Source organism: Winogradskyella ursingii, from assembly GCF_013403975.1.
Lineage (GTDB): Bacteria > Bacteroidota > Bacteroidia > Flavobacteriales > Flavobacteriaceae > Winogradskyella > Winogradskyella ursingii.
The window spans coordinates 377,523-392,665 of sequence record NZ_JABFDH010000001.1 but is presented as its reverse complement, the minus strand read 5'-3'; the positions used below and the strand labels follow the sequence as shown (position 1 = coordinate 392,665).

Sequence of the window (15,143 nt, the reverse complement as noted above, 5' to 3'; positions counted from 1 at the left end):
ATTTTTTTTGAATGTCTATACCGACATTTATATTATTTTTTGATTAACTCTATAAGAAATTCATTTGAAATTTCGGTAAAATCCCTAAACACGAAATTGGCATGCCCTAAATTTTCTTCGCTACCAATACCAATTGATATCATATTTGCCACATTCGCCGCTTCAACTCCAGCCACGGAATCTTCAAAAACGACACAATACTCTGGCTTAATTTTGAGTAATTCGGCACCTATTAAAAACACCTCTGGATCTGGCTTTGCCTTACTTACATCGTTACCGTCAACAATAGCATCAAACTTATTTTTCAGGTTAACGCGTTCTAAAATTGTTCTTGCATTTTTACTCGCAGAACCCAGTGCTATTGGTTGTTGTTTTTCTATAAGAAAATCTAAAACTCGATTCACGTCGGGTAGAATTTCATTTTCATTCATAATGGAAATATGATTTAGATAATCATCATTTTTTTTACCCATCAGTTCTTTGAACTTATTTTCTGAAATAGTCTTATTTCCCCATGACAGTATTTTTTCGAGCGAACGTACACGGCTTACACCTTTTAGCTGTTCGTTTTCTTTTTCGGTAAAATCAATGTCAAGTGTTCTGGCGAGTTTCTGCCATGCCAGAAAATGATATTTTGCGGTATCTACGATGACACCGTCTAAATCGAATATGAATGCTTTTTTAATCATTGGTATTATATTCTGGTTGATATGAAATTGCAGATTTGTTTGTAATTAACAAATTGCTTAAGCCCGCTATCAAAAGACTTACACCCGCAACAGTCATGGCATTAATAGCCTCTTCACCTATTAGATTAGACACAAAGTTGATGCCACCCAAGGCTGCAATTATTTGAGGAATTACAATAAACATATTGAAAATTCCCATAAACATTCCCATTTTTTTTGGGTCCACCGAGCTTGAAAGCATGGCATATGGCATAGAAAGGATACTTCCCCAGGCTAGCCCTATAAGTATAAAGCACCATTTTAATTGCTCTGGAGTAACAAAATTCATCATTATAAAACCTAATCCTCCAAGAAATAATGAAAACATGTGCACATATTTTCTATTGATATTTCTTTTTCTCGTATACAATACTAAAAGCAATGCGAATGCCATAGACGAGAGTCCATAAACTCCCATTGCAGAACCCACTAAATTAGAAGATTTCTGAAATGCTGTATTAGCAATATCAAAAGATTGTGCTTGAGCGCTCACAGCCATATCATAAGCAGATTCCATTGGCGCTGGTGTATTAAATACGTGCTCTGTCAATGCAGGATTAGCTAAACTCCACATAGTAAAAAAAGCAAACCAACTGAAAAACTGGATAACTCCTAGTTTTTTCATTGTGGTAGGCATATTGCCAATATTATTTACGATATCCGATACAAAACTATTTTTCTCTTTTTTCTCTCGTTTGAATTCTTCCATATCCTCAGGAGGATATTCTGAAGTTGTAAATACCGTGTACAAAATGCTGATTAGAAAAACAAAAGCGCCAATAGCGAATGCGATTTTAACAGAATCTGGTACAACACCCTGTGCTGCAGAATCACTTACTCCCATGCCCGACACCAACCATGGTAAGTTGCTTGCTATCCAAGTGCCTATGCCAATTATAAGTGTCTGAACAACAAACCCGTAAGTTCTTTGAGATTCATTTAATTTATCAGCAACCAAAGCCCTAAATGGTTCCATAGAGATGTTTATGGATGCATCTAAAATCCAGAGAAAACCTGCTGCAATCCATAAAGCTGGTGAATAAGGCACAAAGAATAGTGCCACGGAACTTAAAATAGCTCCAACCAGAAAATAAGGTCGTCGTCGCCCCCATTTTGGACTCCAAGTCCTATCACTCATGTAACCAATAATAGGTTGTACAAGTAAGCCTGTTAAGGGTGCAGCAATCCACAATAAAGGAATCGCGTCTTTTTCTGCTCCTAATGTTTGAAATATTCGTGACATGAATCCACCTTGTAAGGCAAATCCGAACTGGATGCCCAGAAAACCGAAACTCATGTTCCAAATTTCCCAAAATCCAAGAATGCGCTTTTTCATTAAATAGTATGTTTAATTAATACTATTCTGATAAGCTTGGCTCATCAAAACTTATTGTAGAAGTGAAAATATAAGTCTTGATAATGAGCTGTAAAGATATAAAAGATTTTAAACTGGCAATGTTAAATTTCTATTTGGTCGATTCGCGCTCCACCAAACTGGTCTCAATTACGACTGTTTGAAACTGCTCTTCTTCTTCTTCATTAAAATCTTTTTCTAATTTATCAATAAGCAAATTTGCTGCCGTCTCACCCATTTGTTGCGCATGCTGGCTCACAGTTGTAAGTGCTGGTGTAGCATGTTTTGAAAGCACACCATCTGTAAAACCAATAACCTGAATATCTTCTGGAATTTTAAAACCAAGTTTTCGGGCGACTTTCATTGCGGTTAGTGCATAAAGTTCGTTTACTGCAAATACACCATCAATTTTTTTATTTGATTTGAATAGTTGCTCAATTTCTTTTTCCAAAACATCCAGGTGTTCCTCAAAATTGAAGGTATCTTCCAATTTTAGAATAAGTTTTGCCTTAGGCGTAATCCCGCCTTCTTCTAATGCCTCTAAATAACCTTGAGTTCTAAGTTTACCAACGCTCACGTAGTCTTTGGTGGTTATGATTGCGATATTTTTACACTGTTGATCAACTAACTTTTTTACAGCATTTTTAGCGCCTTTAAAATCATCGACAATGACCTTGTCACAGTTAATTTCGGGAATAACCCTATCGAACATTACAATAGGCATACCTTGGCTCATGGTTTCATTAAAATGGTGGTAATCCTGTTGTTGCAAAGTTTCTTTTGAAATTGAAAGAATAAACCCATCTATACTACCATTAGCGAGCATTTCCATGTTGATGACCTCCTTTGAAAACGATTCGTTTGACAATCCAACAATAACGTTATAGCCACGTTTATTAGCCACCAACTCTACACCTCTAATCACCTTCGAGAAGAAATGATGCACAATCTCAGGTATAATGATACCTATTGTATTAGTCTTTCTGTTTTTGAGACTTAAGGCAATATTGTTTGGTCGGTAATTGTACAATTTGGCGAATGCCTGAACTTTTTGTTTTGTGTCATCGCTAATTTCGGCACTATTTCTAAGTGCCTTAGAAACAGTTGAAATCGATACGTCCAGCTCTCTCGCAATTTGCTTTAGGGTTACTTTTCTCTTCATAAAATCAATAGTCTCTAGGGTTAAGAAATTTTACCTAAATGTAACATTAATTTGACACTTTAATTTTAAATAAGAAACGATGTATATTCAGAGTGAACAATCAGAAAGCAAAATCAAACAATTCAGAACTTCATAATTTTAACTCAAATTACTTATGATAATATCAATTTTAGCTTAACTTATTCTAAAAATCCTCATTTTCAAAAAAGTTTTTAACACGAAAACGTTTTCGCAACAGTCTAAAAAAAATTTAACATCCAAAGAACATTAATTTTACATAGATTTAATCCTAGAAGTGAAAATATAAATCAAAAGACTAAGTAATTTAACTTAAAAACACTGTATGAAAACATTAATAAATGCTTTATTATTCTGTCTTATTTTGGCACCAAGTACACTGTTGGCACAGACCACTGTCTCAGGTACTGTTACAGATAAAGCAAACGCAATGCCTTTGCCCGGCGTAAACGTTATAATTAAAGGCACTTCCCGAGGTACTTCTACCGATTTTGATGGTAATTATTCTATTGAATTGAATGAAGGCGAAACACTGGTTGTATCCTATATTGGATATACCAAACAAGAAATAGTGTACACCGGTCAATCCAGAATTGACATAGAACTTACCGAAGATGCAGCTCAATTAGATGAAATTGTATTAATTGGTTATGGATCTACAACGAAACAAGATGCTACAGGTGCTGTAGAGAAAGTTTCGGATAAAGAGTTTAATCGTGGAGCTATTGTAGCACCACAACAACTTATAGCCGGTAAAGCTGCAGGTGTACGTATTACATCTGGCGGTGGCGCGGCTGGTGAAGGTGGCGAAATTAGAATTCGTGGTGGTGCGTCACTTTCTGCAACTAATGATCCGTTGATTGTTATTGATGGACTACCAATTGATCAACGTGGCGGTGCTCAAGGTAGCCGTAATGCACTTAACGCTATTAACCCTGCAGACATTGAAGACTTTGTTGTACTTAAAGATGCCTCTGCAACAGCTATTTATGGCTCGAGAGCATCAAATGGTGTTATTTTGATAACTACTAAAAAAGGAACAACTAATCAACCCCTTACTGTAGAGTATGGCATACAAGCTTCTACAAGAAAGGTTACAAATACAGTTGATGTTCTCAGTGCAGATCAATTTAGGGATTTAGCAGTAGAAAATGGAATTGATCCTGCAACACTTGGTAATTCGACTACAGACTGGCAAGATAAGATATATACCACAGGTGTAGGCGCAATCCACAACCTTACAGTATCCAAAGGGTATGAAAACTTTAATTTTAGAGTTAATCTCAATCATGTCTCTCAAGAAGGTCCATTGGAAAGCGATTTGTATGAAAGAAATGCAATTAATACCTCTTTTGTACAACGATTATTAGATAATGATTTAAAACTTACTTTAGTCGCAAAGGCTATAAAAGATGAGTATCATTACGCCAACCAAGGCGCAATTGGAGCAGCAATCTCGTTTGATCCAACACAAAGCGTATTCGATGAAAATGGCGATTACACACAACTTGGAGCTAATTTAGCACCAGCGAATCCTTTATACCTATTAGAGACTAACCAAGATAGAACTCGAATTAAGCGTGTAATTTCAAACTTCAATATAGATTACAGATTTTGGTTTTTAAAAGATTTACGCTTTAACCTTAATGCTGGAATCGACTATGCCGAAAACGAAGGAGAACGTTTCAATTCCAGAAACCCAAACAATCCAGATTCTTTTAGAACAAGAGCATTTTCAGATGGACTTAACCGTAACACATCATTGGATTTCTATCTTAATTATAAAAAAGACATTGAATCGATAGATACCAAAATAGATTTAACAGCTGGTCATGCATTCCAAGAATTTTACATAAGATCTAACATAGATCAAACTTCTGGACCGAATGTTTTGATCGATACTGACATTAATAGAAATGCACTTGAATCCTATTTCGCTAGAGCAAGCTTTGATATATCTAATAGATATTTATTATCTGCAAGTTTTAGACGTGATGGTTCTTCAAGATTTAGCGAGGACAACCGAATAGGATATTTTCCAGGTGTATCTGTAGGTTGGAAGATTTCTAACGAAGCTTTTATGGAAGATTCTTTCTTCTCAAATTTAAAATTAAGAGCTGGTTGGGGTGTTACAGGTCAACAAGAGATAGGAAGCAATTATGGCTATTTAGGGATATATACTCCTTCCAGAAATAATGCAGCTAATGTTCAGTTTGGTACACAACCTAATGGAGATCCCTTATTTATATCAACTTTACGACCAGAAGGTTTTGATGAAGAATTAAAATGGGAAGAAACCGACCAATATAACGTTGCTTTGGATTTTGGTCTGTTAAATAATCGTCTAAATGGAACAATTGATGTATATTACAGAGAAACAACCGACTTATTATCTAGTGTGCCAGTACCTGCAGGAGCAAATCTAACAGACCAATTATTAACAAATGTTGGTGAGCAAACCAGTCGAGGTATAGAGTTTACGCTTAATGGAATTATTGCCAATGGAGATGATTTTGGTTGGGACACCAACTTCAACCTTACATTTCAAGATAGAGAAATTACTAAACTTAGTTTAAGTGACGATCCTAATTTCACCTTACCAACTGGAGGTATTTCGGGTGGTGTTGGTAATACGATACAAATCCTAAGACCTGGTTTTGACCCATCTACATTCTTTGTTTTTAGACAAGTTTATGATGGAAATGGAAACCCTATCGAAGGTGCTTACGTAGATGTTAATGGTGACAATCAAATAACTGAGGCAGATAGACAACCTTATAAAAAGGCCACGCCTGATGCTTTTATGGGCTTTACTAATAACTTTAGATATAAAAATTTAGATTTAAATTTCACATTTAGAGGTAGTTTTGGAAACTATGTTTACAATAACGTGGCCTCAGATCGAGGAAATTTAAATGCTATAATCAATCAACCAGGCTATGTGGCAAATGCACATTCTAGCGTATTGAATACAGGTTTTACTGGACAGAATTTGTTTTCAGATTTGTATATTCAACGTGCAGATTTTGTAAGATTGGATAATATTTCCTTAGGTTATACAATACCTTTTGAAAAAATAACTTTAAGAACTAGTCTTACTGCAACAAATGTTTTTGTAATTACAGAATATGACGGTTTAGATCCAGAAATTTCTAACGGTATTGAAAATAATTTTTACCCTAGGACAAGAGATATTGTTTTAGGTCTAAACTTTTCCTTTTAAAAAAAATGAAAACTAAATATTTAAACAACAAAGCTATGATGTTAAGAACAATTAAATGTTTTCTATTCACCATCACACTTGTATTTTTTGTACAATCGTGTGAGGATCGATTAGATTTACAACCAGAAGACGAACGTCTTACTGGTGATGCAGCTTTTGAAGACCCGGAGGCCTACCAACAATTTTTAGGCAAAATTTATGCTGGGATTGCATTAAGCGGACAAGAAGGACCTGCAGGTGCGCCTGATTTACAAGGTCTTGACGAAGGATTTTCCAATTACCTTAGATTATATTGGAAAATGCAGCAATTGACCACGGACGAAGCACTAATCGCTTGGAACGATGGTACAATACAAGATTTACACGGACAGGTATGGACTTCGGGTAATGAATTTATTAGAACCATGTATAGTCGTTTATTCTACCAAGTTGCACTTTGTAACGAATTTATACGTCAAACTTCAGATTCTAAATTAGATAGTAGGGGTGTAAGCGCCGAACTTAGAGCTGAAATACAAACCTACAGAGCCGAGGCGCGTTTCATGCGTGCACTTACTTATTGGCATGCAATGGATTTGTATGCAAATCCACCATTTATAACAGAAAATGATCCAATTGGTGCGTTTTTGCCACCACAGATACAAAGAGCAGATTTATTTGAATATGTTGAATCTGAATTATTGGAAATTGAAGATGATTTGGCAGAACCGAACGCAGATCCTGTAACCTATTATGGTAGAGCAGATAGAGCTGCAGCTTGGATGCTTTTGGCCAAAATTTATTTAAACGCTGAAGTGTATACTGGTACATCACGTTATGCAGATGTAATTACATATGTGAATAACATAATTGGTGCTGGATACAGCATACCAGATATTCCTTATTTTCATTCATTTTTAGCAGACAATGACTCAAATGGTGCGCAAGATGAAGTAATTTTCACTATACCTTTTGATGGTCTTAGAACACAAGCTTTTGGAGGCATGACGTTTATGACACATGCACCAGTTGGAGGTTCGATGGACCCATCAAATTTTGGTATCAATGGCGGTTGGTTTGGTGTTAGAACTACACCAACTTTCGTAGAGCAATTTCCAGGAGAGGAAAATTCTGCCGATGGACGTGAATTGTTATACACCGATGGTCAGAGTAAAAATATTGCTTCGGTAAGCACCTTTACAGATGGTTATGCCGTTGCAAAATATAGAAACGTTGATGTAAATGGCAATCCAGGATCTGATACATCTGGAGACCATACAGATATTGACTTTCCAATGTTTAGGTTGGGAGATGCTTATTTAATGTATGCAGAAGCTGTTGTTAGAGGAGGTGGAGGTTCTATGTCTACTGCCGTTGATTATATCAATCAATTAAGAGTTAGAGCTTATGGTGATACTAGCGGAAATATTACTCAATCAGACTTAACATTAGACTTTATTTTATCTGAGCGTTCTCGAGAATTATATTGGGAATGTCATAGAAGAACAGATTTAGTAAGATTTGGTCAATTCTCTGACTCGGGAGTTTGGCAATGGAAAGGTGGTGTGCAACAAGGAGCAACTACTGAATCTTTCAGAGACATCATGCCATTACCAGCCACTGATTTAGGAATCAATACTAATTTAGAACAAAATCCAGGATACTAATTAACAATAAAAATTAACATGAAAAAATTATCAATTTTAGGCTTATTCATCTTTGCCTTATTAAGTTTTAATAGTTGTGAAACAGAAGATGATGTTGTTTTCACAACACAAGATCCTGAAGGATTTGTATTTACGAATTCAACATTAGATACTTATGTCCTTGCTGCAAGTACCTCAAGTAATTTAGGTGAACGTTTTACTTGGAACAGTGCAGATTTTGGAGTGCCAACTAATACTTCATATGAATTACAAAGTTCAGTATCTGGGGATTTTTCAGATGCTTCTATTGTAGCTACAACAACTGGTAACGAAATTGCAATGACTATCGGACAAATGATGACCGTTGCCATGGAAGCTGGTTTAGATAATGACCCGGATAGCCCTGAACCAAACACAGGTTCTTTTTCAGTAAGACTTAAAGCTTTTGCTGGAGATACTGGTGGTAGTTCAGACTCATTTTCAAATGCGCTTACCCTCAACGTAGAATTATTGGAGATTACTGATAATGGAGGTGGTACTGGTATTTCAGAAGCTTCTTGGGGAATTATTGGTTCTGGTTATAATAATTGGGGTGATGGTGGACCTGACGGCACATTTTATACAACTGACCAAACAGACGTATTTGTAACGTATGCTACACTCATAGATGGAGAAATTAAGTTTAGAGAAAATAACGAATGGGTTAATGATTTTGGTGATGACGGTGCCGATGGTACTTTAGAAACTGGTGGTGCTAACATTGCGGTAAACGCTGGTACTTACAAAATAACGCTAGACGTTGGAGCTGGTACTTACACCTTAGAACCTTTTTCTTGGGGAGTAGTAGGTTCGGGATATAATGATTGGGGCAATGATGGACCTGATGGAAAATTCTATTATGATTATACTACAGACACATTTAAAGCTGGCTTGAGATTAGTTGATGGTGAGATTAAGTTTAGACAAAATAACGAATGGGTTACTGATTTTGGTGATTCTGGTGCTGATGGAACTTTAGATGGTGGAGGTGACAATATTGCTGTTACGGCTGGTCATTATCTAATTACTTTAGATTTTAACAGTGGTATGTACACTATCGAATCGCAAGATGTGTGGGGAGTTGTAGGCTCTGGTTACAATGACTGGGGAAATGAAGGACCAGATTTTGCTTTAACTCAAGTTCAACCAGGCGTATATTATGGTGACGTTGCTACTATGGTTGACGGTGAGGTTAAGTTTAGAGCAAACAATGAATGGACTATGGATTTTGGTGATTCTGGTGCCGATGGCACAATTGATGCTGGAGGTGATAATATCGCAGTTTCTGCTGGTTTATACCGAGTAAGACTAAATACCAACGAAGGTACTTACGCTCTTAATCAAATTCAATAATAAAAAAGGACAACCCTTTTTAAAACCCAAAGGGCTGATTGATTTCAGCCCTTTTTTTAACTATGCATTTATGAAAAAGAACTACCTAATTATAATCGCAATATGTTCAGTAATGTTTTCTTTTGGTCAAGTTTCTATTACACCAAATCCTTTTGAGGTAGACGAGAGCATTACAGTTACAATAGACATTAACAGCAATGATACAGACTGCAACGGGTTTAATAATCCAGCGAAAGTCTATATGCATTCTGGTATTGGCGACGAAAACAATGCCTTTGGTTTCGGCGTTACCGGAAATTACGGTGAAGATGATGGCATCGGTCAAATGACAAATCAAGGTGGTGGCATATATTCAATCACTTTTGTACCCGAAACTTACTATGATTTAACACCAACACAAGCCTCAAATGCCACTAAAATTGGGATGGTTTTTAGAAATGAAAATGGATCACAAGAATTTAAAGCAAACGGTTGCAGCGACTTTATCTTTGATGTTGGCACATTTCAAGTTACGTTGAGTTCTCCTTCTGAAAACACAACCATTATTTCTTCTGGCAGCAACTTAACAGTCACTGCATCAAACATTGGTGGTAACGCCAATTATACGCTATCTGCAAATGGAACAGTTATCAATACAGATAATTCTACGAGCAATTATACCTATACAGATACAAATATTACTGAAAACAAAACTTACGAGCTCACCACTACTCTTGACGGATCTACGATTACAAAAGTATTTAATGTTTTAATTGACCCGGGAACTAATGTAGAATTTATGCCGTCTGGTTCAATGTATCAAGATGGAATTAACTACATTGATGATAATACTGTTGTTCTGGTGCTTTATGCTGCAGGAAAAGATTTTGTTTATCTTGCTGGCAGTTTTAATAACTGGCAACCAACAACGGCACACGCCTTAAAACGCGATCCATCTAGAACCCGATTTTGGATAGAACTTAACGGTTTAACTCCTGGTCAAATTGAAACTTACCAATATTGGGTAGCAGACAAAACACCTGTGGCTAATTCACCAAAGTTGGTAAAAACTGCAGACCCATATTCTACTTTGGTATTATCTCCATTTGATGATCCGTTTATTCCGGCTAATAGTTATCCTAATATGCCTGCTTATCCAACTGGGCAAGAGCGGGAAGTAACTGTTTTACAAACTGGGCAAACACCATATGATTGGCAGGTTACAGATTTTGAAAAACCGAAGAAAGAAGATTTAATAGTCTATGAAGTTTTAGTCAGGGATTTTGATTCCAATAGGAATTATCAGGATATTATTGATAAAATCGACTATTTCAAAAGCCTAAACATCAATGCAATAGAGCTAATGCCGGTAATGGAATTTGAAGGGAACGAAAGTTGGGGATACAATACCTCGTTTCATATGGCTTTAGACAAATTTTATGGTACTGAAGAAAAATTTAAAGAATTGGTTGATGTATGCCATCAAAACGGCATTGCGGTAATTTTAGATATTGCATTTAACCATGCATTTGGGCGTAATCCTATGGTACGTATGTGGATGAATGATCCAGATGGAGATGGCTGGGGCGGACCAAGCTCAGACAATCCATATTTTAATGAAACGGCTCTCCACAGTTACAGTGTTGGTGAAGACTTTGACCATTCTAACCCAAGAACAAAAGACTTTGTAAAAAGAACGGTTAAACATTGGATTGAAGAATTTAATATCGATGGTTTTCGTTGGGACCTCACAAAGGGGTTCACTCAAAATTGTTCAGCAAGTAACGAAGGTTGTACCAATGGCTATCAACAAGATAGAATTAATGTCTTAAAGGAATATGCCGATTATTCTTGGTCTCTAGACGACGACCATTATGTAATATTTGAGCATTTAGGAAGTGAAAATGAGGAAAAGGAATGGGCTAATTACAGATTTGACGAAGGAAAAGGCATTATGATGTGGGGAAAAATGACAGATCCTTATAACGAGTTGACAATGGGTCAAAACGGTAACAAAAACATCGATGGCATAGGTCACAATTCTAGGCCGTCCTTTAATGGACCTCGTATTGTTGGCTACCCAGAGAGTCACGATGAAGAACGATTAATGTTTAAAAATCTTGCCTTTGGTAATTCTAGCAACTCTTCTCACGATGTTAAGGACTTAAATGTAGCACTTTCAAGAATGTCAGCTTTAGCTGCCGTATCCGTCATGGTACCTGGCCCGAAAATGATTTGGCATTTTGGCGAATTAGGTATGGAAAATTCAATTTTCACCTGCAATAACGGAACAGTTAATCAGCCTGGTGATGGAGATGGAATTGGAGATTGTAAGCTCGACACAAAACCTCAACCACAGTGGGTAAATAATTGGCTTGGAGATGCACTCAGAGGACAAATTTACAGTGATTGGTCAAAACTTCATAAATTGAAAATTGAAGAACCAGTTTTTGAAGGTGACTATACCATGATATCTGGTAACTTTACACCGAGAATTGAGATATCTGATAGTTCTATTCCTAATTCTGAGTTAAACAACGTTATTATATTGGCCAATTTTGATGTTAATAGCCAAACTATTAGTACTAACTTTCCTTCTGGAATTACTGCAACATGGTATGATTTAATGGATGAAACAGGAAATACAACTGTTTCAAATTCTACGAGTTCTATTTCCATTCCTGCTGGTCAATTTAGAATTTTAGGAAATCAGCCTTCGAGCGTTTTAAGTATTGATGATAATCAATTTGAAGAATTTTCAGTTTTCCCTAATCCAGCTCAAACAGCTTTCAGTATCAGTTTAAATACTTCGAAAGTTGAAATTTTTGATCTTACCGGTAAGCGTGTAAAATTATTCAGTGGTGAATTTACAAGGACTAATATCTTTGATATTTCAGAATTAAAAACTGGTATATACCTGGTAAAAGCAGAAAATGAAAATAACCAAACCAAAACCACTAAACTAGTGAAGCTCTAATTGATTGAAGTGTTAATTTGAGTATAAAAAGAGCCTCTGAAACAGAGGCTCTTTTTTATTTTAATAACTTTAGATAAACACTTTTTATAAACGTAATGAGAGTACTAGGTCTTTTTTTTATGATCACAATTTTTACGATTATGGATATAACTGCACAGCAATTAGAAAAACACCGATGGAAAAATCGATTGGTATTAATCATTACCGATAATGTTGAATCTAAGTTGTTAAAAGATCAAATCAAGGAATTAAAAAACAATAATCGAGGATTAGAAGATCGCAAGCTGGTGACCTATATTATACTTCCTAAAAAGTACAAAATTGAAATTCAAGGAGATAGTAGTTGGATTGAAAGTTCCAATTTATTTGAAAGATATAACTCTGAAAACGAGACCTTCAAGGTGATTTTAATTGGTTTAGATGGTAGTATTAAATTAGAACAGAATAATATTCTAGCTGCTAAAAAATTATTCTCTACGATCGATGCTATGCCCATGCGACAATCAGAATTAAAGAACAGATAATAAATCTAAGATTTGCAATGGATAATAGTAACAAAACAACTAATTACGAGACTGCATATTTACTTTTAAGATTAACTATGGGAGTTAATTTTTTAACCCATGGTTTAGTAAGGTTTCCAAAATTAGAGGGATTCAGAAATGGTGTCTCAAAATCATTTAACAACACATTTTTACCAGATATTTTAGTTAGCAGTTGGGCAACTGTGCTGCCTTTTATTGAGTTTATTATTGGTTTGTTTTTGATTTTAGGAATATACACTTACAGAATATCTATTGCTGGATCTATAATAATCATCGCGTTAATTTTTGGATCATGCCTAATTGAAGAATGGAGCAACGTAGGCCTCCAAATGGTTTATGCAATTTTCTTTTCGATTCTAATTAGCCAAATCCAATTTAATAAATTAAAGCTAATAGGTAAGTGAATATTTTATATCAAATATTATAGCAAGTCGAACAAATAACTCTGTTTGCAACTGTCGAGTATAAACCAGATGCCATCGGGATTATAAAAACAAAAAAAAGACCTCAACATATATTGAAGTCTTTTCACTCTATTTTGTGCGGATGACAGGAATCGAACCTGCACACCTCGCGGCACTAGATCCTAAGTCTAGCGTATATTGCACCAAAGAAACACAAAAACACTCATTTTCAATGAGTTAATCGTTTTTTCATTTTCTTTAAAGTCATTTAATATCAGTTGATTTCAGCATTTGTTGTACCTATGTTGTACCCAAAAGTTCTAATAAAGACGTATCTTTATAGAAAGTGTACAACAAAAATTGAGCAAAAAACACAATGTTGTACCTATGTTGTACCTGATTTGACTTTCGTACTCAAAACAGGTCAATTATGTCATCAAATGCAAAAATAGTTCTACGCAAAAAACCGAATAGCAAAGGTCAATATCCATTAGCTATTCGAATTACAAAAAACCGTCGTTCCACTTATCAATATGTTGGTCATTATATTGATATAGAGGAATGGGACGAAAAAAATATTCGAGTAAAAAAATCAAATCCAAATGCCGATAGCCTAAACAAGTTGCTATCACAACAACTTTCTGATGCCAATAAGGCGCTTATTGATTTACAGGCCCAATATAAAGATGCTTCGGCAAACCAGATTAAAAAAGAAATTTATGCCTCAGGGAATTCCTCAACTTTCTTTGAATTGGCAGAAGAACATCTGGACGAACTGGAAGTTGCAGAAAAGTTAAACCGTCTATCTACGGACAGCGCATTGATTAGTTATATTGTAAAATATCACAAATCTAAACAGCTTTCATTTCAAGAAATTGATGAACGATTTCTTAAAAAATTGATGATATACCTCAAGGTTAAGCACCACCTTGCTGAGACTTCAATAATGAATATACTTGTCCTAATCCGCTTATTATTCAATAGAGCTATAAAGCTAAAAATAGTCAGTAGGGAACTATATCCTTTCGGTGGTGACAAAATTAAAATCAAGTTTCCTGAGACTACAAAAATAGGGTTGAATATTATTGAAGTAAGAGCTATTGAAGCTTTAGACAATCTAACCTACAATGAAATTCATACAAGAAATGTTTGGTTATTTAGCTTCAATTTTGCAGGAATGAGGGTTACAGATGTACTCTGGACAAAGTGGTCAGACATATACGACAATAGGCTTCATTATAGAATGAATAAAAACTCAAAACTACTGTCCTTAAAAATTCCAGATAAGGTTCTAAGTATTTTGGATTTCTACAAAGATGATAAAAGACACGCCACAGATTTTGTTTTCCCTGAATTGAAAAAGGCCAATCTGGATAATGCAAAAGACATTTATAATAAAAGAAAAACGGCAACCAAAAAATTCAACGATAACTTAAAATCCATTGCCAAAAAAGCTAAAATAGACAAGAAGATTACAATGCACATCGCAAGACATACTTTTGGCAATATTGCTGGTGATTCCATTCATCCTTTAATGTTACAAAAATTATATAGGCATAGTGACTTGAAAACAACATTGAATTACCAGGCAAATTTTATCCATAAAGAAGCAGATGATGCTTTAGATAGTGTTGTTAACTTTTAAGTTGACATACTGAAGAACAATCTTTGCACAACCTGTGCATCGATTAATTTGTATATTTGTAAAACTTTATGAAAATAATATTTTCCATATC

General features: G+C 35.4%; 10 protein-coding genes. 7 read left to right on the top strand and 3 right to left on the bottom strand.

What is annotated here, in order from left to right; translation table 11 throughout:
- Positions 1-32: 32 nt before the first annotated feature.
- The 3 genes from pgmB to HM983_RS01825 form a co-directional block, all read right to left on the bottom strand.
- Positions 33-689, bottom strand: coding sequence for a beta-phosphoglucomutase (gene pgmB / locus HM983_RS01835; protein ID WP_179343550.1), 657 nt, complete (start codon positions 687-689; stop codon positions 33-35).
- On the bottom strand, positions 682-2,064 hold the full coding sequence (locus HM983_RS01830; protein ID WP_179343548.1) for an MFS transporter: 1,383 nt from the start codon (positions 2,062-2,064) through the stop codon (positions 682-684). Before HM983_RS01830 ends, pgmB begins: the two co-directional genes overlap by 8 nt.
- 130 nt (positions 2,065-2,194) lie before the next feature.
- A complete protein-coding gene (locus tag HM983_RS01825) occupies positions 2,195-3,244 on the bottom strand; it encodes a LacI family DNA-binding transcriptional regulator (protein WP_179343546.1) in 1,050 nt (349 codons plus the stop codon).
- A gap of 343 nt (positions 3,245-3,587) precedes the next feature.
- Here HM983_RS01825 and HM983_RS01820 point away from each other — a divergent pair, with 343 nt between their 5' ends.
- The 7 genes from HM983_RS01820 (at position 3,588) to HM983_RS01790 (ending at position 15,052) form a co-directional block, all read left to right on the top strand.
- Positions 3,588-6,485 (top strand): SusC/RagA family TonB-linked outer membrane protein, encoded by a 2,898-nt coding sequence (locus HM983_RS01820; protein WP_179343544.1) that lies wholly within the window; start codon positions 3,588-3,590, stop codon positions 6,483-6,485.
- A 5-nt stretch (positions 6,486-6,490) separates the two neighbouring features.
- Positions 6,491-8,131 (top strand): RagB/SusD family nutrient uptake outer membrane protein, encoded by a 1,641-nt coding sequence (locus HM983_RS01815; RefSeq protein WP_246277437.1) that lies wholly within the window; start codon positions 6,491-6,493, stop codon positions 8,129-8,131.
- An 18-nt stretch (positions 8,132-8,149) separates the two neighbouring features.
- Positions 8,150-9,502: a SusE domain-containing protein gene (locus tag HM983_RS01810; RefSeq protein WP_179343542.1), complete on the top strand. Its 1,353-nt coding sequence runs from the start codon at positions 8,150-8,152 to the stop codon at positions 9,500-9,502.
- A gap of 70 nt (positions 9,503-9,572) precedes the next feature.
- Positions 9,573-12,458, top strand: a complete 2,886-nt coding sequence (locus tag HM983_RS01805) for an alpha-amylase family glycosyl hydrolase (protein WP_179343540.1) — start codon at positions 9,573-9,575, stop codon at positions 12,456-12,458.
- A 140-nt stretch (positions 12,459-12,598) separates the two neighbouring features.
- A complete protein-coding gene (locus HM983_RS01800) occupies positions 12,599-12,982 on the top strand; it encodes a DUF4174 domain-containing protein (protein WP_179343538.1) in 384 nt (127 codons plus the stop codon).
- Between the two features lie 17 nt (positions 12,983-12,999).
- Positions 13,000-13,407 carry a DoxX family protein gene (locus tag HM983_RS01795; RefSeq protein WP_179343536.1) on the top strand — a complete coding sequence of 136 codons (408 nt, stop codon included), beginning with the start codon at positions 13,000-13,002 and terminating at the stop codon, positions 13,405-13,407.
- Between the two features lie 430 nt (positions 13,408-13,837).
- Positions 13,838-15,052: a site-specific integrase gene (locus HM983_RS01790; protein ID WP_115122662.1), complete on the top strand. Its 1,215-nt coding sequence runs from the start codon at positions 13,838-13,840 to the stop codon at positions 15,050-15,052.
- Positions 15,053-15,143: the final 91 nt, after the last annotated feature.

Coding starts and splice junctions, on each gene's coding strand:
- HM983_RS01820 (WP_179343544.1), top strand. CDS start 3,588: ATGAAAACATTAATAAATGCTTTATTATTCTGTCTTATTTTGGCACCA.
- HM983_RS01795 (WP_179343536.1), top strand. CDS start 13,000: ATGGATAATAGTAACAAAACAACTAATTACGAGACTGCATATTTACTT.
- HM983_RS01790 (WP_115122662.1), top strand. CDS start 13,838: ATGTCATCAAATGCAAAAATAGTTCTACGCAAAAAACCGAATAGCAAA.
- HM983_RS01815 (WP_246277437.1), top strand. CDS start 6,491: ATGAAAACTAAATATTTAAACAACAAAGCTATGATGTTAAGAACAATT.
- HM983_RS01825 (WP_179343546.1), bottom strand. CDS start 3,244: ATGAAGAGAAAAGTAACCCTAAAGCAAATTGCGAGAGAGCTGGACGTA.
- HM983_RS01805 (WP_179343540.1), top strand. CDS start 9,573: ATGAAAAAGAACTACCTAATTATAATCGCAATATGTTCAGTAATGTTT.
- HM983_RS01830 (WP_179343548.1), bottom strand. CDS start 2,064: ATGAAAAAGCGCATTCTTGGATTTTGGGAAATTTGGAACATGAGTTTC.
- pgmB (WP_179343550.1), bottom strand. CDS start 689: ATGATTAAAAAAGCATTCATATTCGATTTAGACGGTGTCATCGTAGAT.
- HM983_RS01810 (WP_179343542.1), top strand. CDS start 8,150: ATGAAAAAATTATCAATTTTAGGCTTATTCATCTTTGCCTTATTAAGT.
- HM983_RS01800 (WP_179343538.1), top strand. CDS start 12,599: ATGGATATAACTGCACAGCAATTAGAAAAACACCGATGGAAAAATCGA.